Below are 22740 nucleotides of genomic sequence, written 5' to 3'. Positions count from 1 at the left end.
TGATTAATCGACTAGTTCGTTCTGATTTCGAAATACTAGTTTTTCATCGAATGAATCTATTAAAATGATACTTTCACCTTTTATACTCCCTGCTAAAAGCTCTTTGGAAAGTTTGTTCAAAACTTCTTTCTGAATCAAACGCTTTATCGGTCTGGCACCATATTGCGCATCAAACCCTCTATTACCTAGGTAAGCGATTGCTTGGTCTGTGGCATCTAGGGTGATGTTCTGTTTAAGTAGCATTTTTTTGAGCTGGTCTAATTGAATACCAACTATTTGCTTGATGTTTGCCCTATCAAGTGGGGTAAACATGATGATGTCATCAATTCTATTTAAGAACTCTGGACGAATGGTTTTTTTTAGAAGTCCTAAAACATCAACTCTAGCTGCTTCAGTAGCGCTGTGTAGATCGCTATTATTTTCAAATTTCTCTTGAATAATATGACTTCCCATATTACTGGTCATGATGATTATACAGTTCTTAAAATCTGCAATACGCCCTTTATTGTCGGTAAGCCTACCCTCGTCCAATACCTGTAACAATATGTTAAAAGTATCCGAGTGGGCTTTTTCAATTTCATCTAAAAGGATTACGGAATAGGGTCTTCTGCGTACTGCTTTGGTCAGTTGTCCACCTTCATCATAACCCACATAGCCTGGAGGTGCTCCGACGAGCCTGCTTACTGCATGACGCTCTTGATATTCGCTCATATCTATTCTCGTCATTGCATTTTCATCATCGAACAAATATGCCGCTAAGGTTTTTGCCAATTCGGTTTTACCAACTCCCGTAGTACCTAAGAACATAAATGACCCAATAGGTTTTTTAGTGTCTTGCAAACCAGCTCTACTGCGTCTTATTGCATCAGATACGGCTTCAATAGCCTCTTCTTGACCAACAACTCTTTTACGAAGAACATCTTCTAGTTGCAATAACTTTTCACGTTCGCTCTGAAGCATTTTTGTTACAGGAATCCCAGTCCATTTGGCAACTACCTCGGCAATGTCCTCATTAGTAACTTCCTCTTTTATAAGGGTGCTGCTTTTTTGTTGTTCTTGTAACTCAAGATTAAGCTTATCTATCTGTTCTTGCGCTTCTTTAATTTTTCCATAACGTAATTCAGCCACCTTTCCGTAGTCACCATTTCGTTCAGCTCTTTCAGCATCAAGCTTATAAGCTTCAATATCTTGTTTTGTCTTTTGAACATTATCTACAACGGTTTTTTCACTTTCCCATTTGGCAAAGATTTCATTTCGTTGTTCCTTAAAATTGGCCAACTCTAGATTCAAGGCTTTTAACTTTACGCTATCATTCTCTCTCTTAATTGCTTCAATTTCAATTTCGAGTTGCATTATTTTTCTATCCAGCACATCGAGTTCTTCTGGTTTGGAGTTGATTTCCATCCGTAACTTCGATGCTGCTTCATCAATTAAATCAATAGCCTTGTCCGGTAAAAAACGGTTGGTGATGTAACGTTGTGATAGCTCAACAGCTGAAATCACCGCCTCATCTTTAATACGCACTTTATGATGTGCTTCATATTTTTCTTTGATACCCCTTAAGATTGAAATCGCACTTTCTGTATCGGGTTCATCTACGACGACTTTTTGGAAGCGCCTCTCCAAAGCCTTGTCTTTTTCAAAATACTTCTGGTATTCATCTAGGGTAGTTGCCCCAATAGCCCTTAATTCACCTCTTGCCAAAGCAGGTTTTAAAATATTGGCAGCATCCATAGCGCCTTGTCCACCACCAGCACCTACCAATGTGTGAATCTCATCGATAAAAAGTACGATATCACCATCAGAAGAGGTAACTTCTTTAATAACAGATTTAAGTCGCTCTTCAAATTCACCTTTGTATTTTGCCCCAGCAATCAGTGCCCCCATATCCAAAGAATATATAATCTTTTCTTTAAGGTTCTCTGGCACATCACCTTGAACTATTCGATGCGCTAGGCCCTCTGCAATGGCTGTTTTGCCAACACCAGGCTCACCAACCAGCATAGGATTGTTTTTTGTTCTTCTCGAGAGTATTTGTAGAATTCTTCTTATCTCTTCATCTCTTCCAATAACAGGGTCTAATTTCCCAGAGTCTGCTAGTGAATTTAGGTTTTTTGCATATTTATCCAAAGAATTATAGGTGTCTTCGGCACTTTGTGAAGTTACTTTTCCACCTTTGCGTAGTTCTTCGATTGCTTTTGTTAGGTCTTTTTCCGTAACTCCGTTGTCTTTAAGAATCTGACTTATTTTACTTTTCGATTTAAAAATTGCCAGAACTAAATGTTCTATGGAAACATAATCGTCATCCATTTTTTTTGCGATGATGGAAGCTTCGGTTAAGGTCTTGTTTGCCTCCCTTGAAAGCATAATTTCACTGCCGGAAACTTTCGCATAACTTTGCAGTTCTTTTTCTAATACCTGATTGACAAGGGTCACATTTACATTGAGTTTTTTCAAAATAAATGGCAAGACGTTTTCATCTATCTCGGTTATTGCCTTAAAAAGATGTTCGTTTTCTATTTGTTGATGCCCAAAACCTTGCGTAATTTGCTGCGCTTGTTGAAGGGCTTCTTGTGATTTTATGGTAAAATTGTTAAAATTCATTTCAATTATTTTTAAATGGAAGGGCAACAACCTTACCAATTAAAAAGTCAGTCAAAATGACGCTAAAGCATTGAAAATAAAGGACATTTTGTCTGTCTCTGTAAGTAATGCTGTTATTTTCGACCTAATCAAAAAAATAAGTATGGGTTTATTTGGAGGTATTTTTGGTGGCAGTTCGGAATCTAAAAAGGAGGATAAAATTTTACCATGGATTCCGCTTCAGTCAATTGAACAACTGAATGAAATTGAAGAAGAATCAAAAACGAAAACACAGGTGATTTTTAAGCATTCTACTACCTGTGGCATTAGTAGAATGGTTCTGAACATGTTTGTAGATAATTATGAGTTTACCGAAAATCAGTTGGATCTCTATTTTTTGGACCTTCATGCCCATAGGGATGTTTCGAACGAAGTGGCGATAAAGTTTCAAGTAATTCATCAATCACCACAATTACTGATCGTCAGGAATGGGGTTACTGTATCTCACGTATCACATGGTTCGATTTCTGAAGTAAATTTAGAAGACTATATATAAAAAAAGCCCGGGAAATTCCCGGGCTTTTAATTTTAGTTGAAACTGTGTTTTCGCACTACATTTTTTAATCGGGCTTTTAAATCTTCCCCCGCATCATAAACCATTTGTTCGTTGCTTGGAAAAGAAACTGCAGCTAAATCAAGAAAGGCAATAAGGTCATTGTCTAAAGCGCGTCTGTCGCCATCGTAATTTGCATAAATATGTTCAAATACAAACTCACTTGAAATAGGGTAGGAGTTAATTTCTTGACCATTTTGTAAGTCTGTAAAGCTTACTCTAGCCCCAATCTGTGCGCTTTTGAACTGCGTGAACTGGTAAAAACTACATCTTACTTTTTTGAATCTTTCAACCTTAATATCGTTTCCTAAACTGTCTTTGGCAACATTGCCATTGGCATCTAAAACATAATCATAACCGTCTCTAATCTCTTTTTCTTTAATGATTTGTTTCTCATTTGTCTGTTCAGGTGAGATGTTAATCTCTCTAAAATCTAAATTCATTGCATAATCATATTTTACAGACTCTAAAGGATTTGTATGAAACTGGGTCCAAAAATTGTCTATGCCGTAAGAATTAAAGTCAAGTAATTCTTCTTCTAAACGCTCGGGAATTATCTGTTGCGTATCGTTTTTAAGCTCAATTTTAACATAATCCAATCCTTTTTGGTACGCTTCCTCCATTTTTGCTGCAGTATTGCCATATCCAGGATTGATATCGTTTAAATATTTATAATCATCATAAGCTTTTCTAAAATCATATTTATTACGAGCATTTTTTAGTAAATCTGTTGCATTGACATATAAATATTCAGATAATTCAGCTTTCGTATCTAGAATTTTAGAATCATAGTTTTTAAAATTGAACGCTGCCTCTCTGTCTTCATCATAAACAGGCAATGGCAAAAGCGGTCTAATTCTATTTTGCATTTTCTTTAATTGCAAATATGTTCTGTAAATAGTTTCTAAATTGGCAGGATTACCATCTTTTTCTAGAAAAGATATTCTTTCAAGCTCTCTTTGTTTGTTTTTAGCAAAAGCTTCTTCTAACAATATCACATATTGTTGATGCCCTTTTTTAGTCTTGTTATCCGAGAGTTCTTTTATGGCCTTGTTCATAGCTGTAGTATAATTACCGCTATTTAAAGCCTCTTGTGTTTTCTTGACTCCTCCGCAGGCAGCCAATATTAACAATGTCATAATGAGTAAAGATTTTTTCATGGCTTTTGATTTAATGGTTTAGGCATATATTTTCAATAGCTATGCCAAAATTGCTTTTTTGATAAACGTTAAAGAGAGGCATGTAGTATATTTTATATATAATTAATTGATAATCAATTTCTTGTAATAGATTTGAAATTGTTAATTTTTGTTGGATAAAATCACAGAAATATGTTTTTACAACTACTATAATCATTACTTCAATTTGTATTTTTGACCCTTAAATTATCATATAATGCAAAGAGACGAGCGCATCTTCAATCTTATTCAAGAAGAAAAACAACGACAGACCCGTGGTATAGAGCTAATAGCTTCTGAAAATTTTACAAGCCCGCAAGTAATGGAAGCAGCGGGTTCTGTATTAACCAATAAGTATGCAGAGGGTTACCCTGGTAAGCGCTATTACGGCGGTTGCGAAGTTGTTGATGAAGTTGAGCAATTGGCGATTGATAGGGCCAAAGAGCTTTTTGGAGCGGTCTATGCGAATGTGCAGCCGCATTCGGGTTCTCAAGCTAATGCGTCTGTTTATCATGCTTGTTTGAAACCTGGTGATACAATTTTAGGTTTTGATTTATCTCATGGAGGTCATTTGACCCATGGTTCACCGGTTAATTTTTCAGGAAGGTTATACAATCCTGTTTTTTATGGTGTTGATGAAGAGACCGGAACATTGAATTATGATAAGATTCAAGAAATAGCTGAAAAGGAAAAACCAAAAATGATTATTGCAGGAGCATCAGCATATTCAAGGGATATGGATTTTAAGCGCTTCAGGGAGATTGCGGATGGCGTCGGTGCGCTACTATTAGCAGATATTTCGCATCCATCTGGTTTAATAGCCAAAGGTATTTTAAACGATCCTATTCCTCATTGCCATATTGTTACAACTACTACCCACAAAACTCTGCGGGGACCAAGGGGCGGACTTATTTTGATGGGTGAAAATTTCGAGAATCCGTTTGGAATACGACTTAAGAACGGAAACTTACGTAAGATGTCCGCTTTGTTAGATTTGGCTGTTTTTCCAGGAAACCAAGGAGGGCCTTTAGAGCATATTATTGCTGCCAAGGCGGTTGCTTTTGGAGAAGCGCTTTCAGATGATTTTTTACATTACATGATTCAGGTCAAGAAAAACGCTGAGGCAATGGCAAAAGCCTTCATGGCAAAAGATTATAAGGTAATCTCTGGTGGTACCGATAATCATATGATGTTAATTGACTTAAGAAATAAGAATATTACCGGTAAGGACGCAGAAAAAGCTTTAGAAAAGGCTGATATTACCGCTAACAAAAATATGGTTCCATTTGATGATCAATCACCATTTATAACTTCAGGTGTGCGTTTTGGAACACCTGCAATTACCACTCGTGGATTAAAAGAGGAAGATATGGAAACCATTGTCGCCTATATTGACGAGGTTCTTCTCAACGCAGAGAACGAAAAAATCATACAATCAGTTAAAGAAAAAGTTAATACTTTGATGGCTGCTAAGCCTTTGTTTAATGCCTAGAAGGAAAGAGGAATTTTTTTGGAATAGTTTTTTATTCTTTGTTCAAAAGAAAAAAGTCTCCATCAATGATGATTTTGTTTTTCAGGTCGTAAACCAATGAGTCTTGGTCTACTTCTGAATGAAAATACATACCCCAATAGCTAAAATAACTTGTTCTAATTTTAGCTTTGGCCCAAGATATGGTGCTGTTTTCTTCTGAAGTTTCTTCAAAAACAGGTATGAAAATCTCATAAGGCATTTCGGTAAGACCTCTCGTAAAATGCACAAAATTTTCACTGACCGAACTCAAAATAGCGCATAGTTGGTCTGTAATATCCTGATTTGGAATCTTTGTGATAAATATTGAAGTGTCCTTAAAATGTATAGCGGTTTCCTCAACGATTATTTCAACTTGGTTTTTATCTTGTAAATCCGCTACGGCCAATTCAAAACCTGAAAATTCAAGGTTGGTACTATTTTTACAAAAACCTCCCCAATTGCCGCTATTTAAATGGAATAGGCTTTCGGTGAGCCCAAAATTACAGTTCAATCCAATAATCAAGTGATATTTAGAGTGGGTTTTAGAAGTATCTAATTTTACAGTTGCTTCAGCAAAAAAATATTTTTCAAGACTTTTCATGAAGTGCTCAACCCCGTTTATGTCTAGATAATCTTTGGAAGTATTACCTTCTTGGTTGGTATTGGTATTTTGATTTGATTGCATTCAGCTTAATTAGTAAAATAAAATTAAACCGAATTTTACATAAGACATTACACTAAAACCATAAATTTTTATGGTTTTAGTGTAAGTAGCTCATATTTATGTTAATATTATGTTAAAATTAATGAAATGTCGGTTCTGGATGTTGAAGTGTTACAAAATAGCAATGAATGGTAGGTTATATAAAGCCTCTATTTTTTGCTGCCAGTATTAAAGCTAAATCGTTTTCTTTTTCTGTTCCAAAAAGGGATTTAAGATGCCTTTTTCTGTTCTCTATTGAAGAGGCAGATAGTTCTACATGTTGTTCTAAATCTTTAGTCTTTGTGCCTATTGATAAATGGTACAGTATTTTTTTATCATTGTCATCAAGGGAAATGGTTGTGGACATTCTTTTTCTAATGGCAGCTAAAGCCTTTGAAGAATAATATGGAGGCTGAAAGGTAACAGTTTTTACGGCATCTTCTAAAGATTTAGGATCAATATCGGTTTTAACCATATAACCATCTGGATCTACTGATTTTAAAATGCTATTTATTCTATGGTTGTCACTAAATGAGGACATAAAAATAATCTTTGATTCAGGAACTAATTTTCGTGCTAATATACCCAAGTCTTCACCAGTATGCGGTTGGTTTTCGTTAGGAGGATATAATTGCACGTCTAAAAATATGATATCATACTTAAAAGAAGTTACCGACCCCTCAATTTTTTCTCTACCACTTTTAAATGAATTTGCTGTATCTACAATAATGGTATGGTCATCAAAAGAAATTCTTTCAAGAATAAACTTATAGCCGAGCATGGTCATTTCGTGATCATCAATTGCCAAAATTCGTAATGTCTTCATTAAACTTCGATTTTATGCCTCCAAAGCTTTTCTTTCTTTGGATACTATTGTCTCTTTTGTTTTTAGTTCTAGTAAAGGTACGGTAATCTTAATTTCGGTCCCTATTCCTGGGCCACTGTTTATATTGATTCCTGAATTGATCTTGTCTATCCTTGAGGTTATATTTCTTAAACCAATTCCTCTCTTACCTTTCTTAACATTAAAGCCCACACCGTCATCTTTAATTTTTAAAATAATTTCATTGCCCTTAGTATTCAAGCTTATATTTATTTTAGTGCATCTAGAATGTTTTATACAATTTTGGATGCACTCTTGAATTATTCTATAAGTATTTATTTTAATGTCTCCGTCAAGCCTATCCCAATCATAAGATTCTGTAAAATCAAACAAAATCTCAATTTTTGATGATGAACGTGCCGTTGTGATTAAATCTTGAATAGCGACGATGAAGTTATTGATTTTTTTGTAAGCGGCATTATTTAGTTCGTGAGAGATTGTTCTCATTTCTTCTTCTAATTCTCTTAGTTTTTCTATTAATTCACCCCGTTGCTGGATTGCTGATTCATCATTTCGCTCATTTAATCCACTTAGAATTAGGCGTACACCAAGCATTTGGCCTAAAATGCCATCATGTATTTCTTCAGAAATACGTTTCTGTTCCAATTGCTTGCCTTCTTGAAATTTGCCTTGTTGCGATAACATTAAATTATAAATTTCTTGATTACTTTCTTGTTGCGTTTGTTGGAATTTAAGCCTCTGATTATTCGACCTTTGAATTATGATCACAAATGTTCCAAAACCTAAAAGTAGTAATGCAATGCCAAGGCCTATTAATGTCTCTTTTTGTTTGGCCAATGATTCATTTTCTTCTATAACTTCGTCTGTTTCCATTTCTATTCTTGCAAACTTATCTTGCATGGCACGTTCTTTTCTCAATAAATTTTCACTAAGGGTAAAATAAACATCAGAATAATCGGCACTATTTTTTCTATCTAGGGTTGATAGTAATTTTAAAGAACTCAGTAGGCGGTCATTATTAGAGCTTTCCTCTGCAATTTTTTTGGCAATTAAAGCATTTTCAATTGCTAAATCTGTTTGACCTTGCTCATTTAACATTTCTGCATAATATTGGTAGTTTCTTGCTTTATCGGAAACATTATTGATATTATCTAAAATCATGTTAGATCTTAAATATTCATTTGCCAATTGATCGAAGTCTTTAGAGCCATTTTTAAATTTTGCGTAAGCCAGACCACTGATTGCTTTTGCGTAAGATTTTCTTTTTTTAAAACGAAAACTATCTATATATAGTAGTTTCTGATAATATTCAATAGCCTTAGAGTAATCTCCTTTACGGAGATTAGTAGATGCCATATTATTTAAGTTTGCGGTATTTTGCGAATATTTTTGACTTTCTTTTGAAAATGGAATATACTCTTTAGCTTTTTTATGATATTTAATAGCATTATCATATTTACCCATTCCATTTTGTATTACCGCGAGTAAGTTGTAAGATGAATAAATATGTTTTTTTAAATTGTGTTCTTTAAAGTAAGTAATAGCTTTAACAATATCCTTTTCCGCCCCAGTGTAATCCTTGCTATTATCCTTAACAATTGCCATTGAGTATAACATTCGGCCAGGATAGGCAATCGAAGAGGAGTCTAATTCAGCCTTTCTAAAAAGTTCATATGCCTTTCTGTAGTGATAAATAGCACTATCGGGGAGGCGATTCTTCCTAAAAAAATAACCTAAATCCCAGTTTGCTACACCAAGGGACTTAGAATTGCCTATTCTTTTGGCTACTTGAAAATTTTCAGCATTTACTTTTCTAAAAGATAAACTATCATTTAAACGATTGTATAATAAGGATAATTTCGATAATGCAGACGCTTTTGAATAACTGTCAGGATATTTATTGATTAAGACATTTGATTTTGATAGTAAATGATACTTCTCGGTATTTGATAAGGACGAATTATCTATAGCTTCTGTAATCCATATCTTAGTACTGTCATTAATATTGGGTAGAACTACTTTATTACTATTCTTGTTTTTGGTTGAACAGCTGGATATCAATATTACGCATATACAAAACAGTGTCCATTTCATCTATCGAATAATCTTATTGTTTTAACTTTACAAGTAAGAAACTTACTACCTCCAATATACAAAAAAACCCCAAATGTTAACATTTGGGGTTTTTTGTTTATTTATCTGTTCTAAATAGCGCAATTGCTGCACTCTTCTTCAACCTCATCGTCATCTGTTGCCTGTATTAAAAGTTGTTCCTCTTCGGTAGTGCTTTCAGTTTCACAAGAGTAAAATCCTACTGTCATAACTAAAATTGCCAAAATACTTAATACCTTTTTCATGTGTTCTTGATTTTTTAGGTTAAAATGATTGTTTTTTAAAACTGAAGTAAAAGTATATCTAGCGCGCTTGGTAGGGGTAACAGAATTAGTTTACTAGTGAACTATATAGTTCTATTAGTAAGTCACCTAGTTTTATAAGAATTTTCTTAATTAACGTGTTGAATTGCGTTATTGGAGAGTAGTTTTTGCAACTCGTCAATTCGAGTTTTGTAGGATTTAGAGAACGGAATTTCCCTCGAATTATTTCTTAACGTACAAATACATTTGCCGTAATTAATTCTAGATACATACTCACTATTTAATATATAGCTCTGATGTATTCGTATGAAGTTGGTAGGTAATGTTTCTTCAAAAGACTTTAGGGTCTTATAAGCGCTAACCTTATCTCCATCGGTGAGAATAAAATCGGTAGCATTATTGTCGGCTTGTAGGTATAAAATCTTACTGGTATCCAAATAATGAAAATCGCGATACGTTTTTAAACAAATAGTACTTGGTGTTTTTTCTTTTGGGCGCTGTTTTCTCAGCTTCAAAATAGTCTTGCGTATATCTAGTTCTGTATTTGGAAACAACCAATAGTCAAAAAAACCATTTTTTATTGCCTCATAGGCATATTTTTTGGTCTTGGAATAACCGATTAAAATTGGTGGCTTAGTAAGGTATTGGTGCAATTCACTAATCATTTTAAAATGATTATCTGCATCTTTATTAATTAGGTTTACAAATACGACATCGGGCGAGTACTTTAAAATTAAATTCATGCCATCTTCAGAATCATGCACTATGTTAGTAAGCTCAAAATCAGAATAATCATCTAAACGTGTCTTCAACCTTAAACAGGAAGGCACATGAGAATCTATAATGGCATAGAAGTAACACATACTTAATTTGTTGAAAGCTAAAGTAATAAGGGAATTTTAATATCAATTGGGTTTTTCCCTTAAAAAAACTATGGTTTTTCTGTAAAATGCTTTTTTAAGAATTGCAATTAATTTTGTGAAACAAACTCATATGCCCCAATATCTGGAAGATTTATTCTATTTACTCCTAGAATATCCGTTGGATTTAATTGTGCTAGTTCTATATTGCCATTATCTCTAGCTGCAGAATTTTGGTTTAATAAAAAATGATTTTCCGAACTGTTCACAAATGATAGTTCTTGATTTAATAAAGTTGAATTAAAAAAAAGAATATTATCAAAATTATAAAGTGGGTCGTTGTTAAATTCACCTGTCGTGTCAGAAAACTTCAACGCACAACTGGTAAAGTTATATTGAAATAAAGCTGAATCGTTCTTTAGAAGACTTAACTCTATGGACCGGTTACCATCAATAATAGAATTTGAAAAATTGGCACCTATCAAATCTGAGCTTACAATTTCACCAGAATCAGTTTCTTCAAAGTTGGTAATTACCAAACTGGGGACGTTTCTAAAACTGTTACTCCAATAATTTGCTATGGTACAGTGATTAAAATTGTAATCACCTCCAAGGCTAAGAAAAGCGGACACGGATCCTGAATTGCCTAAAACCAGGTTGTTTGCAGTTATTTTGCAAGATTTAGTGCGTAAATTGAAACTTAAACTATTGTAAACTTGGGTGTTGCTTACAGTTAGATTTGAATTGGTAAAATCTCCATTCCCTTCAACTAAAAGGCCTACTGTAGCATTTTTGATGGTTAAATAATTTAGTTGATTATCAATACTACCTCTTGTCAACCAAATAGTTCCCCATTGACCGGGTGTATCTGAAAATCCTGGCTCTAATCTGTCTCCTTCAAATATCACTTCATTTTCTAATAGCTCTTGATCCGTACTCAACATTCCATTAACTTGAATTGAAGCTTCCGGACTTACCAGTAAACCTGAATTTTTATGAAAATGAACCCTTGTACCAGCTTCAAACGTTGCTACTCTTTCATTCGGAACTACTGCATAGCCATAAACCACATAAGGTTTCTCGTTGGTAAAATTCAATTCATTATCCTCTAGAAAAAAGCCTTCTATTCTAATTTCATCTCCCTCGTCATTAATTCCTAAAAGTAAAGATTGGGTTGAACCATCTGCCAATTCCCTCGGGTATAAAAAAACCGCATCTTTAATCAGGGTAACCAATTCTACTTTTTGTGTATTGCCTGACGCCCCGAATTTAATAGCATCGGTATATAAAAATTCATCTTGATTTACTTGATCTTGGGGAATAGTAACCTCAACGAAAATGAACAAACTGTCTTTGGCCAGCAATGGAACATTTTCAAAGGTTTTACCAGCGGCACCATCTACATTTAAACGGTAATTGCTTTCTTGACCATTTTCAAGACTTATAGTAGGAATCTGTATGTCATTATTTGAGCGATTATATACTTTTAAGGAGTAGGTACTACTACCGATATTTGTGAAAACAGTGTCTAAGAAGACAGTGTCTTTCGAGAATTCTAGATTTCCTGATGAGGGTTTAAAATCAAAGTCTTTTCTGCATGAAGAGCTTAATGCCAATGAGACAATAAATAAAACTACTATGATATGTTTTAATCTAATTTTTTTCAAGAATCTAAAAATAAGTTCTTAATGGTGTCGGGTACGCGTATGGGTTTTAAAGTCTGAGAATGTAATAGACACCACTCTGTTATAGATTTAACCAACACTTTTCCCGTTTTATTGTTTGCCATTTCTACTTCCCTGAAAGAAATGGGACCTTTGTTAGTTTTAATATTGGTCGTGATTATGATTTCGTCGTTAAGCTTAGCAGAATCATAATAGGTGATATCATGCCTTCTAACCACCCAAATAAAGCCCGAAGCAAGTTTTTTAGATACTGCTTGCCAATGTTCTTTTGATATCTGCTGAATCCATTCTACGTAGACTACATTATTAACATGGTTTAAGTCATCTAAATCTTTTTGAGATACTTTTTTTAGTATGGTATAACTGTTCATATCACTTTTTAATGATATTGACCTCAAACAACTTATCCCAGTTTTTACCTGTAACGAAAAAGGTTTTACGTGTTGGGTGATAGGCTACTCCATTAAGCACATCTAGTTGTGGGTGTTGCGTTACTTTTTTCTTTAGACCTCCAAAATTTATCACCCCTTCGATAGCGCCTGATGTGGCATCAATAATCATCATGCTTTCTTTTTGCCAAACGTTGGCATAGATTTTTCCATCTACATATTCTAATTCATTGGCCTTGTTAAAGATAGATTTATTGGTCACGGTTTCGATAAAATCTATCTCTGTAAAGTTTGTAGGGTCTAGAATCCATATTTTTTCGGTTCCATCACTTTTAAAAATTTTTTGTCCGTCATTGCACAATCCCCAGCCTTCTTTACTCTTTCCATAGCTAAAAGTTTCTACCTTATTTAAATCTGATTGATCGTAAACGTAGCCAATACCGCTTTGCCAGGTTAATTGTAACACTTTATCATTTATTACTGTTATTCCTTCCCCAAAAACAGAATTGTCTAAATCTACATTTTGCAGGACATTACCTGTTTTAAAATCAATTTTTCGGAGCACAGATTGGCCCTTACGACCGGTGCCTTCATATAAGGTATCATTACTAAACTCCAGGCCTTGCGTGAAAGAGGTTTGGTCATGAGGAAAAGTGTTTACGATGTCATAAGTATAAATTTTAGGAGGTTTTTCTGCTAAAACCTTTATTTTTTTGGTTATGTCTACGGAGGTATCATCGTAGTCTATTTTGGCGATTAAAACTTTGTTGCCAAGTTTTTCAATATTAAAAGTTATTTTTCCGTCTGTGACAGGAAGAACTTTTCCATCAATTACATATTCAACTTTAGAAATGGTGAAGTTTTCTTTATTCTGTATTGAAATACCTATTTTATCATTTTTTTGAAACTGCTTTTTTTGACCTTCTAACTGAATATCAAATAGTTTGGTAGTATCTTTTGAACCTCCGCAGGCAATAAAAAAAACAGCAGTTATACTTACAAGAAAAACCTTCATGTATATTTTATGTTTCATGGATTAAATATGCTGCAAATTAAGCATGTCTTGTGATTGCAACAAATTTAAAAGATTGTATATTTGCCCTTGGCAAGTCCTACACGACCAGCTCCTGCAAAATCCCCCAGGGTGGGAACGCAGCAAGGGTATGCGGTCGTAGCGGTGCGATGTAGGTAGCTTGCCTTTTTTTGTGCCCAAAAGTGAACCAAAGGCTTTAAGTTTTCTCTATTTTTGCATCATGAACAGAAAAGTAGTTTTGGTTACTGGTGGATCTTCCGGAATAGGCAAGGCTATAGGTATTTACCTTACAGGAAAAGGCTTTAAAGTCTACGGAACCAGCCGAAATTTAAAAAAGCAAGAGGGTTTTAAAGAATTTGAATTACTTGAACTTGATGTGACCAAAAGTGATACTATCTCGGCTGCCATAAATAGTATTATAGAAAGGGAAGGAAAGCTCGATGTGCTCATCAATAATGCAGGTGTTGGTATAACAGGACCTATTGAAGAAACCCCAATTACTGAAATAAGCAAGGCTTTTGATACAAACTTGAATGGACCTATTCGTATGATTCAGACGGTTCTGCCTCAAATGAGAAGTCAAAAAAAGGGGTTGATCATAAATATAACCTCTATTGCAGGAAATATGGGCTTGCCTTATCGTGGTATTTATTCGGCCAGTAAAGGAGCTTTAAGTCTTGTAACTGAAGCTTTAAGAATGGAAACCAAAGACTTTGGCATTCAGATAGCCGATTTAGCTCCCGGTGATTTTGCTACCAATATAGCAGCCGGGCGTTATCACGCACCTGCAAATAACAATTCTTCATATCCGTCATATTCCAAAGTCTTAGATATGATAAATACTGATGTAGATGCGGCACAAGACCCGATTGTAGTCGCAAAGAAGGTACATTCAATTATTATTAAAAATAATCCGAAGGTTCATTATAAGGTCGGCGTGTTTTTACAGAAATTTTCCCTTTTCCTGAAGAGTGTATTACCGGATACTTTGTATGAAAGATTACTCTTAAACCATTATAAATTGTAGTTTTACAAGAATTAAAAACTTAAAAAAGAACTAATGAAATTTTTTATAGATACAGCAAATCTTGCACAGATTAAAGAAGCAGAAGAATTAGGTGTTTTAGATGGTGTTACCACGAACCCTTCTCTTATGGCAAAAGAAGGTATTACCGGAACGGATAATATTCTTAAGCATTATGTAGATATCTGTAATATTGTTGAAGGAGATGTTTCCGCAGAAGTTGTATCAACGGATTTTGATGGTATGGTAAGAGAAGGGGAGGCCTTGGCCAAGCTTCACGACCAGATTGTAGTGAAAATACCTATGATAAAAGAAGGAGTTAAGGCATTAAAATATTTTTCTGATAAAGGAATTAGAACCAATTGTACTTTGGTGTTTTCAGCTGGTCAAGCGTTATTGGCCGCAAAAGCAGGAGCGACTTATGTTTCACCTTTCTTAGGAAGGTTGGATGATATCTCTACCGATGGCTTAAACTTAATTGCAGAGATTCGACTTATTTATGATAACTATAATTTTCAGACCGAAATATTAGCGGCATCTATAAGGCATACAATGCACGTAATTGATTGCGCCAAGCTTGGTGCAGATGTGATGACCGGACCCTTATCTTCAATTGAAGGCCTTCTAAAACACCCTTTAACGGACATTGGTTTAGAGAAGTTTTTAGCAGATTATAAAAAAGGAAATTCTTAGACTTTTAAGAATCTTAATAAGATAGATAAACCTTGGCTATTTTGCAGTCAAGGTTTTTTGTTGCCCAACAAATGGGTTACGGGTAAACACATTGGCGAAAGCATCTACAATAACCGTGTCTTTTGTAATCACACATTTGCTAAGGTTATTGATAATTAATGATTCTTGTATTTCACCAAAATCAAAACTTCTGTATTGAAGCTTCTTATCGATAGCCTGTTCATTGAGCATCGACAGCCATTTATCTTCAGAAGTTCTAAGGTTGATTCCGACATAAAGGTATTCAGGGTGCTGCTTTTCTAATTTTTTTACATGCCGTAGAACGTTTCTAAAATGCCGTTTTTGGTCTCCTGTCCAGAAGTAAAAAACAGTGTGATTATTTTTCGAAATATCCTTCATATGCACAGTATCACCTTCTACACTCAAGATGGCTAAATCAGGAATACTTTCTTTGGGCTGAAGGGCCTTTATGCCATTATATAAATGATTTATTTCTGCAATATGCGCCTCATTTTCAGAAAGTTCTTTAAACTTGTCTATAAACTGGTTACATTCATTATTTACCTCGTGAACCTTCAATAAATAATCCATGGCAACATTTCTAAAGAGGTTATTTCTTAAGTATTCTTCTTTTACCAAACTATCTATCAAGTGCATTTTATGTTGATTTAAATGCAAATGGTCTTTTGAAGACATTTTTTTCTCCATACCACAATTTTGGGCACAGACCATATAAGAGAGGTTGCCAAATCTATTATTTACGTAATTATAATAGGGTCTAAAATACGTAAGCTCTTTAAGATTGATATTTAGATTTTTTCGATAATCGTAAAAGCTTGAATCTAGCCTATGAATTGTTTCTTCACCAGATTTCTTCTTGTGAATAAAAGGATATTTTTCTTTGTAGATATAACTGTTATAATCTATTGAGGCCTTGGCCATGTCAAAAGCTCCTTTAGAAATGGTTTTATCTATGTTAAGCGTATTTAATTCTTCCAATTTTTGAAGACGCAAAGAATCTATTTTACCGCTAAATTTTTCAGGATCTAATGCGTAGTAAGAGTAAACAAGTTGTTCTTCATCTTCATAATTCAAGAACATTTCTAAAAGAAAGTTATTGACCTCTTCATTTGAACCGGAAAAAACCAATGACTCGTCAAAAGCAAGCGTATTTAGGCGTATAATCAAACTATCTCCTTTTTCGAGATAAACATATTGCAGTTCTGGGGTGTGATCAAAGTGATGCAGCCCTTCTTCTATGTTCTCTAAAGAAAAAGAAAATCTATTGCTAGTGTCAAGTTTTGCAGAATCCACTACTACGTCATTTTTATACAAAACGACATAATCACTGGTTGGGTTAACAATTTCACCTGCAAAATAAACCGTATTCCCAGTATCGGGTTTATGAGCGCAAGATGCTAAAAAACAAAATGTTAGGTAGAGTAAAGCTCTTTCCATAAATTATCTTATCGTAACAAATCTAATAATCCGTAGAAAGGTGCGCTGTTAATAGCTAGTTAAATGTTGTAAAACCATACTTTTTTTAGGTTTTTCCTCAAGTAATACAGTTGGTGGGGGGGATTAATTTTGTCTATTTTTGCAGAAAATTAATTGAGAAATGCTTTCAGTATCTAATCTATCTGTTCAATTCGGTAAAAGAGTTTTGTTTGATGAAGTAAATGTTGCTTTTTTAGAGGGCAACTGCTACGGAATTATAGGGGCCAATGGAGCGGGTAAATCTACTTTTTTAAAAATATTAGCCAATAAAATCGATCCAACTTCTGGGCATGTTCATTTAGAACCTGGCAAGAGAATGTCTATACTCGAGCAAAACCACAATGCTTATGACGAGTTTACTGTTCTAGAAACTGTGGTTATGGGCAATAAACCTTTATTTGAAATTAAAAAGCAGATTGATGCCTTGTACGCCGATTATACCGATGAAAATGCCGAGAAAATAGGGGAGTTGCAGGTGCAGTTTGAAGAAATGAACGGCTGGAATGCCGATAGTGATGCAGCGGCGCTATTATCAAACTTGGGCATCACCGAAGACTTGCACTACACCACCATGGCGGATATGGACTCTAAATTAAAAGTAAGGGTATTACTTGCTCAAGCGCTTTTCGGTAGTCCAGATGTACTGATAATGGATGAGCCCACCAATGATTTGGATTATGAAACTATAAGTTGGTTAGAGCACTTCTTGGCTAATTATGACAATACGGTTATTGTGGTTTCACACGACAGACACTTTTTAGATGCTGTCTGTACGCATATTGCAGATATTGATTTTGGCAAGATTAACCTTTACTCGGGTAATTATACATTTTGGTACGAGAGCAGCCAGTTGGCGTCTAGGCAACGTGCTCAGCAAAACAAAAAAGCTGAAGAAAAGGCTAAAGAACTACAAGAGTTTATCGCTCGTTTCAGTGCTAACGTAGCTAAGAGCAAGCAAGCAACTTCTCGTAAAAAGATGTTGGATAAATTAAAGGCAGATGATATCAAACCCTCTAGTAGAAGATACCCAGCAATCATTTTCGATAGAGAGCGAGAAGCGGGAGATCAAATTTTGAATGTTGAAAAACTAACCGCCAGTTCAGAGGATGGTGATTTATTATTTGCCAATGTAGATATTAACCTCGCTAAAGGGGATAAGGTTGCCATTATTTCTAAGGATTCTAGAGCTACGACCGCTTTTTATGAAATAATTGCTGGAGATAAAAAAGCTGATTCTGGAAAGTTTCAATGGGGCATCACCACCACACAATCTTATTTGCCAGCAGATAATGAAAAATATTTTGATGCCAATATGAATTTGGTAGATTGGTTGCGTCAATGGACAAAAACTGAAGAAGAAAGAGAAGAGGTTTACGTAAGGGGGTTTTTAGGAAAAATGCTCTTTAGTGGAGAAGAGGCGCTAAAGAAGTCGACCGTGCTTTCAGGGGGAGAAAAAGTACGTTGCATGTTGAGTAGAATGATGTTATTACGTGCCAATGTATTATTGTTAGACGAACCCACCAATCATTTAGACTTAGAAAGTATAACAGCATTTAACAACAGCCTTAAAAACTTTAAGGGTACCATATTAATGACTACGCATGACCATGAGTTTGTTCAAACTGTGGCTACAAGAGTTATCGAGTTGACCCCAAATGGCGCCATTGATAGGCACTTGACCTTTGATGAATATATGTCGGATAAATCCATCAAAGAGCAGCGCAAAAAAATGTATGCTGTAACGGTCTAACTATGCGTTGAAATATTTACTATTCCAGATTGCCGGGTTAAAATTTTTCCCCTGTGCAAAACCATAGTAGATAACAATTGCACCGATTGTTTTGAACATAAAGAAAAATAAAATCCAGAATTGTGCATTTGAACCTGATTTGGAAAACAACCCATCAGGAACCAAAAAGGTAGCAAAATAGCTGATTATCAAGGTGGTAATGGTAAGATTTACCATACCCCTAAAAGGCCACACCAATAACTTTCTTAAAGGATGCAGGTCATTACCCCATTTGTGAATCAGATAATAGTAACCGTTGCCTATTGGGGCAAATAAAAGTGGGTCATCCTTATCTTCAAGTTTGAATAATTTTGATGGTGCCATCATTTTAAAACCCTCTAAACTTATTGCGTGGGCTTTTTCTAGGTGTTTGATTTTAGATATTGCGCTTTGCGGAATTTCTCCTTTAAAGTATTTAGAGTCTAAAAAACGCAATCGATAATCAGTACAGATTTTTTTGATTTGTTCAATGTGATAGATTCTCTCAGTTTCTAAAAGTTCAAAATCAAATGCATTTTCAACATTTTTTGAAGGTTGAGAGAGACGATTTTCAATTTCGCTTTCTATCTCAAAATCTTTTTCTAAGAGTTGCTGCACTTCCAATAAAATGGTATCGTTAGAAACCAATTTGTTTTTGGTAAGCAGTAACTTATCCTCAATATCAGTTTTGGGAAGTATCATCTTTTTCTGGCTTTTTTTCAAAGTTAGTCAAATACAATTTTTATTTCCGAAGCGGTACAAATGTCAAAAAGTTAATATTTTGTTAATTTCTATGAACTACATGGTTCATACCCCCAAAATATGAAGTAAAAAGCTATCTTACCGATGTTTTTGGTATTTCATCGATGAATAGCAATAACGGTATAGAACGAAACACTAAGTATTTTTAAATGAAATTCCCCCAAACTGTCACCTGCTTTGTTGTACTATTTGTTATCGTTAACTTTGGATTCTCCCAGAATAAAAGTCTTGCTGCCATACCTTCTGGAGTATATGTCTCAAAGGAAAACACGAATATTAAAGAAGCAATAGCGACTGACAATCACAAAACCTTACTAGCTGCCTATAATGCTACGGATTTAAATGATTTGTTAGAGGAAAGTGGACCATTCACCATTTTTGCCCCATCTGATAACGCGTTCTTGAAACTTCCAAAAACCAAGCTTGAGGCTATGCTGAATGCCGACAACAAGAATCAATTGAAATCAGTTTTAAAATATTACATTGTTCCGGGAAAACTTACAGCCTCTAGTATTCTTAAAGCTTTATGTAGGGGCAAAGGAAAAACGACTTTCACGACTATTCAAGGCGATAAAATAACAGCTACAATGCGTGGCATCGACATTATTTTGACAGATAGTATGGGTAATTCTGCTATGATAACTGTAGCCGATTCTACAAGGGGTAATGGTATCATGCACGAAATCGATAGTGTTATCTTACCACCAACAAGAATTTAGCAATTTATCTTAACTCTGCTCCCAACTGCTCAACGTAGGCATTCTGCAGCTTAGACATAATTTTATCTATTTGCTTATCTGTTAAAGTCTTAGAGGTGTCTAGCAGTGTAAAACTTACAGCATAGGACTTTTTGCCCGCAGGTAAGTTCTTGCCTGTATAGACATCAAATAAATTTACTTTTTTCAAAAACTTCCGTTCCGTTTTAAATGCGATGTCGTGCAAATCTTTAAATTGTATTTTTTCGTCCAATAACAATGCAAAGTCCCGATTTACTTCCGGAAATTTCGGAATTTCTTGATAAGAAATACTATTGCTTGCTGCAAATGATTGTAGTAAGTCCCAATTAAAATCAGCAAAAAGCACCTCACTTTTAATACCAAGCTTGTTAACAAAACTTTTGTTGGCAATACCTAATGATACGATTGTTTTACCATCTTTTTCGAAGGTTATGCCCTCGGTTAATAGTGCTTCCTTCGTTTCTACTTGCTGATACCCTTGAACTCCAATTCTTCTCAAAATTGCCTCTGAAATACCTTTCAGATAATAAAAACCCGAAGGGGTGTTGAGCACTGACCAATTATTTTCGAACTGATTACCGGTAACAAACAAAGACAGATGGATATCTTCTTGAAAACCATTGTTATGTTTCAAATAGGTCTTACCAAATTCAAATAATCTTAAATTCTGCTTTCTCCTATTTTGATTATGCGCAATAGCAGTTAAACCAGAAAATAACATGGATTCTCGAAGCACTCCTAAATCTGTACTTAAAGGATTTAGCATGGTAACATTGGAATCTTCTTTATAAGATTCGTTAGGCACCAAACTGTTGGTCATGATTTCGTAAAAACCTCTAGACGCCAACAGGTCACCGATTACATCTTGTAATTTATGATTTTCAAATTTCGAGGTTCGAGCGATAGAGGCTGTAAATTTTTCTTTGTAATCTATGTTGTTGTACCCGTAAACCCTTAAAATTTCTTCAATTACGTCGACTTCTCTTTGAACGTCGGTACGATACGAAGGAATGGTAAGCCCTAAACCAGATTCTGTAACATTGTTTACCTTGATTTCAAGTGAGCTTAGAATAGATTTAATTTTGTCTTTAGGTATTTCTTGACCTATCAATTTATAAATCTTTTCAAAAGTTAAAAAAACCTGAAAATCATCTTTCTTTTTTGGGTATAAATCAACAATATCGGAGGTTATTTCTCCTCCGGCGACCTCTTTAATCAATAGTGCTGCACGTTTTAAGGCGTATTCAGTAGTCTTAATATCTATTCCTCGTTCAAACCTGAAGGAAGCGTCGGTATTTAGTCCGTGCCGCTTTGCAGTTTTTCTTATGGAAACAGCATCAAAATAAGCACTTTCAAGAAAAATAGAAGTAGTATCTGCGGTGACACCTGAATGTTTGCCGCCAAAAACTCCTGCAATACACATCGGTTTTTCGTTATCGCAAATCATTAAATCATCTTCATGTAGTTCTCTTTCAACATCATCAAGTGTGGTAAATTTGGTACCCTTTGGAAGTGTTTTTACAACTACTTTATTTCCTTTGACTTTTGCAGCATCAAAGGCGTGCAAAGGCTGCCCTAATTCATGTAAAACATAATTGGTAATGTCCACTACATTGTTTATGGGCGATAGGCCTATAGCTTTTAATCTGTTTTTTAACCAAGTAGGTGATTCTTGTACCAGAAGATTGCTGATGGTAACACCACAATACCTCGGAGCGACCTCATTATTTTCTACTTCTACATCAAACTTCAATGAACGATTATCAATAGAAAATGTACTGGTCGATGGCGTTATAAGTTCCTTGGTTATTTCTTGTTGCTCTAGCCCAGCCTTTAAATCTCTTGCTACACCAAAATGACTCATAGCATCAGAGCGGTTGGGCGTAAGACCTATTTCGAGCACCTGGTCATTTTCAATCTCAAAAATGTCTTTGCAAGGAGTTCCGGGTTTCAATTTCTCATCAAGAACCATGATTCCATCATGACTTTTTCCGAGACCAAGTTCATCTTCCGCACATATCATCCCGTGACTTACCTCACCTCTTATTTTACCTTTCTTTATCTGCCACGCTTCATTTTCATTGGTATAAAGTGTAGTGCCTATTGTAGCAACTGGCACTTTTTGACCTGAAGCTACATTAGGCGCGCCACAAACGATTTGAACAGGATTTTGCTGGCCGATATCAACAGTTGTTAATTTAAGCCGGTCGGCATTCGGGTGTTTTTCGCAGGTAAGTACATGGCCCACTACAACTCCATCAAGGCCTCCCTTAACAGATTCAAAATTGGAAATACCTTCAACCTCGAGTCCTAAATCGGTTAAAAGTTCTCCGGTTTTTTCTGCCTCCCAGTCCAATTGCAAAAATTGCTTCAACCAGTTGTACGAAATCTTCATTGGTCAGTTTTAAAGTTTGCAAATATAAAACATTGCCAACTCACATTCAATCTACTTTCTATGCAAAGATTTCGGTAAAAATGTAAGTAGA

Annotated in this window: 19 protein-coding genes and 1 other RNA gene; 7 read left to right on the top strand and 13 right to left on the bottom strand. The window is 35.0% G+C overall.

Features of this window, described 5'->3' with window-relative positions:
* Window positions 1–3: 3 nt before the first annotated feature.
* On the bottom strand, window positions 4–2604 hold the full coding sequence (clpB, locus tag ACFSQJ_RS07690) for an ATP-dependent chaperone ClpB (protein WP_377766366.1): 2601 nt from the start codon (window positions 2602–2604) through the stop codon (window positions 4–6).
* Between the two features lie 142 nt (window positions 2605–2746).
* Here clpB and ytxJ point away from each other — a divergent pair, with 142 nt between their 5' ends.
* Window positions 2747–3139, top strand: coding sequence for a bacillithiol system redox-active protein YtxJ (ytxJ, locus tag ACFSQJ_RS07685; RefSeq protein WP_377766365.1), 393 nt, complete (start codon window positions 2747–2749; stop codon window positions 3137–3139).
* 32 nt (window positions 3140–3171) lie between these two features.
* On the opposite strand, the gene ACFSQJ_RS07680 is transcribed toward ytxJ, so the two are convergent.
* Window positions 3172–4356 (bottom strand): hypothetical protein, encoded by a 1185-nt coding sequence (locus ACFSQJ_RS07680; protein ID WP_377766364.1) that lies wholly within the window; start codon window positions 4354–4356, stop codon window positions 3172–3174.
* Window positions 4357–4591: 235 nt separating this feature from the next.
* Here ACFSQJ_RS07680 and ACFSQJ_RS07675 point away from each other — a divergent pair, with 235 nt between their 5' ends.
* A complete protein-coding gene (locus ACFSQJ_RS07675) occupies window positions 4592–5866 on the top strand; it encodes a serine hydroxymethyltransferase (RefSeq protein WP_377766363.1) in 1275 nt (424 codons plus the stop codon).
* A 31-nt stretch (window positions 5867–5897) separates the two neighbouring features.
* Here the strand turns inward: ACFSQJ_RS07675 and ACFSQJ_RS07670 are convergent, their stop codons facing one another.
* The 8 genes from ACFSQJ_RS07670 to ACFSQJ_RS07635 all read right to left on the bottom strand — a co-directional run bounded on the left by ACFSQJ_RS07670 (window position 5898) and on the right by ACFSQJ_RS07635 (window position 13773).
* Complete coding sequence (locus ACFSQJ_RS07670) at window positions 5898–6569, bottom strand: hypothetical protein (protein WP_377766362.1); 672 nt, start codon at window positions 6567–6569, stop codon at window positions 5898–5900.
* 175 nt (window positions 6570–6744) lie between these two features.
* A complete protein-coding gene (locus tag ACFSQJ_RS07665) occupies window positions 6745–7413 on the bottom strand; it encodes a histidine kinase (protein WP_377766361.1) in 669 nt (222 codons plus the stop codon).
* A 12-nt stretch (window positions 7414–7425) separates the two neighbouring features.
* Entirely contained in the window at window positions 7426–9525 is a 2100-nt protein-coding gene (locus ACFSQJ_RS07660) for a tetratricopeptide repeat-containing sensor histidine kinase (protein WP_377766360.1), read from the bottom strand.
* 110 nt (window positions 9526–9635) lie between these two features.
* Window positions 9636–9788, bottom strand: coding sequence for a hypothetical protein (locus tag ACFSQJ_RS07655; protein WP_377766359.1), 153 nt, complete (start codon window positions 9786–9788; stop codon window positions 9636–9638).
* 146 nt (window positions 9789–9934) lie between these two features.
* Window positions 9935–10669 carry a LytR/AlgR family response regulator transcription factor gene (locus tag ACFSQJ_RS07650; RefSeq protein ID WP_377766358.1) on the bottom strand — a complete coding sequence of 245 codons (735 nt, stop codon included), beginning with the start codon at window positions 10667–10669 and terminating at the stop codon, window positions 9935–9937.
* A gap of 107 nt (window positions 10670–10776) precedes the next feature.
* A complete protein-coding gene (locus tag ACFSQJ_RS07645) occupies window positions 10777–12333 on the bottom strand; it encodes a choice-of-anchor Q domain-containing protein (RefSeq protein ID WP_377766357.1) in 1557 nt (518 codons plus the stop codon).
* The gene (locus tag ACFSQJ_RS07640) at window positions 12330–12722 is read right to left on the bottom strand and encodes an acyl-CoA thioesterase (protein WP_377766356.1); all 393 of its coding nucleotides are present in this window, start codon (window positions 12720–12722) and stop codon (window positions 12330–12332) included. The genes ACFSQJ_RS07645 and ACFSQJ_RS07640 overlap by 4 nt, the downstream gene beginning before the upstream one ends.
* Window position 12723: 1 nt before the next feature.
* A complete protein-coding gene (locus tag ACFSQJ_RS07635; protein ID WP_377766355.1) occupies window positions 12724–13773 on the bottom strand; it encodes a glutaminyl-peptide cyclotransferase in 1050 nt (349 codons plus the stop codon).
* Window positions 13774–13843: 70 nt separating this feature from the next.
* On the opposite strand from ACFSQJ_RS07635, the gene ffs reads away from it, so the two are divergent.
* The 3 genes from ffs to fsa all read left to right on the top strand — a co-directional run bounded on the left by ffs (window position 13844) and on the right by fsa (window position 15490).
* Window positions 13844–13942: signal recognition particle sRNA small type (gene ffs / locus ACFSQJ_RS07630), an RNA gene on the top strand.
* Window positions 13943–13993: 51 nt separating this feature from the next.
* Window positions 13994–14800, top strand: coding sequence for an SDR family oxidoreductase (locus ACFSQJ_RS07625; protein WP_377766354.1), 807 nt, complete (start codon window positions 13994–13996; stop codon window positions 14798–14800).
* A 33-nt stretch (window positions 14801–14833) separates the two neighbouring features.
* A complete protein-coding gene (gene fsa, locus ACFSQJ_RS07620) occupies window positions 14834–15490 on the top strand; it encodes a fructose-6-phosphate aldolase (protein ID WP_377766353.1) in 657 nt (218 codons plus the stop codon).
* A gap of 36 nt (window positions 15491–15526) precedes the next feature.
* Here fsa and ACFSQJ_RS07615 read toward each other — a convergent pair whose 3' ends face one another.
* Window positions 15527–16948 carry a transaldolase gene (locus ACFSQJ_RS07615; RefSeq protein WP_377766352.1) on the bottom strand — a complete coding sequence of 474 codons (1422 nt, stop codon included), beginning with the start codon at window positions 16946–16948 and terminating at the stop codon, window positions 15527–15529.
* A gap of 160 nt (window positions 16949–17108) precedes the next feature.
* Here ACFSQJ_RS07615 and ACFSQJ_RS07610 point away from each other — a divergent pair, with 160 nt between their 5' ends.
* Window positions 17109–18737 (top strand): ABC-F family ATP-binding cassette domain-containing protein, encoded by a 1629-nt coding sequence (locus ACFSQJ_RS07610; protein ID WP_377766351.1) that lies wholly within the window; start codon window positions 17109–17111, stop codon window positions 18735–18737.
* Here ACFSQJ_RS07610 and ACFSQJ_RS07605 read toward each other — a convergent pair whose 3' ends face one another.
* Window positions 18738–19457, bottom strand: a complete 720-nt coding sequence (locus ACFSQJ_RS07605) for a hypothetical protein (protein WP_377766350.1) — start codon at window positions 19455–19457, stop codon at window positions 18738–18740.
* Between the two features lie 209 nt (window positions 19458–19666).
* Here ACFSQJ_RS07605 and ACFSQJ_RS07600 point away from each other — a divergent pair, with 209 nt between their 5' ends.
* Complete coding sequence (locus tag ACFSQJ_RS07600) at window positions 19667–20236, top strand: fasciclin domain-containing protein (RefSeq protein WP_377766349.1); 570 nt, start codon at window positions 19667–19669, stop codon at window positions 20234–20236.
* 4 nt (window positions 20237–20240) lie between these two features.
* On the opposite strand, the gene pheT is transcribed toward ACFSQJ_RS07600, so the two are convergent.
* Window positions 20241–22649 carry a phenylalanine--tRNA ligase subunit beta gene (gene pheT, locus ACFSQJ_RS07595; protein ID WP_377766348.1) on the bottom strand — a complete coding sequence of 803 codons (2409 nt, stop codon included), beginning with the start codon at window positions 22647–22649 and terminating at the stop codon, window positions 20241–20243.
* Window positions 22650–22740: the final 91 nt, after the last annotated feature.

Origin of the sequence: Croceitalea marina, from assembly GCF_042684265.1 — a bacterium.
Classification (GTDB): Bacteria; Bacteroidota; Bacteroidia; order Flavobacteriales; family Flavobacteriaceae; genus Croceitalea; species Croceitalea marina.
Note: the sequence above shows the minus strand (reverse complement) of the source record. Positions and strands in the feature narration are given on the sequence as shown.

Excerpts from the sequence above, each read along its gene's own strand:
- ACFSQJ_RS07640 (WP_377766356.1), bottom strand. The coding sequence starts at position 12,722 with ATGAACAGTTATACCATACTAAAAAAAGTATCTCAAAAAGATTTAGAT.
- fsa (WP_377766353.1), top strand. The coding sequence starts at position 14,834 with ATGAAATTTTTTATAGATACAGCAAATCTTGCACAGATTAAAGAAGCA.
- ACFSQJ_RS07625 (WP_377766354.1), top strand. The coding sequence starts at position 13,994 with ATGAACAGAAAAGTAGTTTTGGTTACTGGTGGATCTTCCGGAATAGGC.
- ACFSQJ_RS07605 (WP_377766350.1), bottom strand. The coding sequence starts at position 19,457 with ATGATACTTCCCAAAACTGATATTGAGGATAAGTTACTGCTTACCAAA.
- ACFSQJ_RS07650 (WP_377766358.1), bottom strand. The coding sequence starts at position 10,669 with ATGTGTTACTTCTATGCCATTATAGATTCTCATGTGCCTTCCTGTTTA.
- ACFSQJ_RS07670 (WP_377766362.1), bottom strand. The coding sequence starts at position 6,569 with ATGCAATCAAATCAAAATACCAATACCAACCAAGAAGGTAATACTTCC.
- ytxJ (WP_377766365.1), top strand. The coding sequence starts at position 2,747 with ATGGGTTTATTTGGAGGTATTTTTGGTGGCAGTTCGGAATCTAAAAAG.
- ACFSQJ_RS07655 (WP_377766359.1), bottom strand. The coding sequence starts at position 9,788 with ATGAAAAAGGTATTAAGTATTTTGGCAATTTTAGTTATGACAGTAGGA.
- pheT (WP_377766348.1), bottom strand. The coding sequence starts at position 22,649 with ATGAAGATTTCGTACAACTGGTTGAAGCAATTTTTGCAATTGGACTGG.
- ACFSQJ_RS07600 (WP_377766349.1), top strand. The coding sequence starts at position 19,667 with ATGAAATTCCCCCAAACTGTCACCTGCTTTGTTGTACTATTTGTTATC.
- ACFSQJ_RS07610 (WP_377766351.1), top strand. The coding sequence starts at position 17,109 with ATGCTTTCAGTATCTAATCTATCTGTTCAATTCGGTAAAAGAGTTTTG.
- clpB (WP_377766366.1), bottom strand. The coding sequence starts at position 2,604 with ATGAATTTTAACAATTTTACCATAAAATCACAAGAAGCCCTTCAACAA.
- ACFSQJ_RS07635 (WP_377766355.1), bottom strand. The coding sequence starts at position 13,773 with ATGAAACATAAAATATACATGAAGGTTTTTCTTGTAAGTATAACTGCT.
- ACFSQJ_RS07665 (WP_377766361.1), bottom strand. The coding sequence starts at position 7,413 with ATGAAGACATTACGAATTTTGGCAATTGATGATCACGAAATGACCATG.
- ACFSQJ_RS07615 (WP_377766352.1), bottom strand. The coding sequence starts at position 16,948 with ATGGAAAGAGCTTTACTCTACCTAACATTTTGTTTTTTAGCATCTTGC.
- ACFSQJ_RS07675 (WP_377766363.1), top strand. The coding sequence starts at position 4,592 with ATGCAAAGAGACGAGCGCATCTTCAATCTTATTCAAGAAGAAAAACAA.
- ACFSQJ_RS07680 (WP_377766364.1), bottom strand. The coding sequence starts at position 4,356 with ATGAAAAAATCTTTACTCATTATGACATTGTTAATATTGGCTGCCTGC.
- ACFSQJ_RS07660 (WP_377766360.1), bottom strand. The coding sequence starts at position 9,525 with ATGAAATGGACACTGTTTTGTATATGCGTAATATTGATATCCAGCTGT.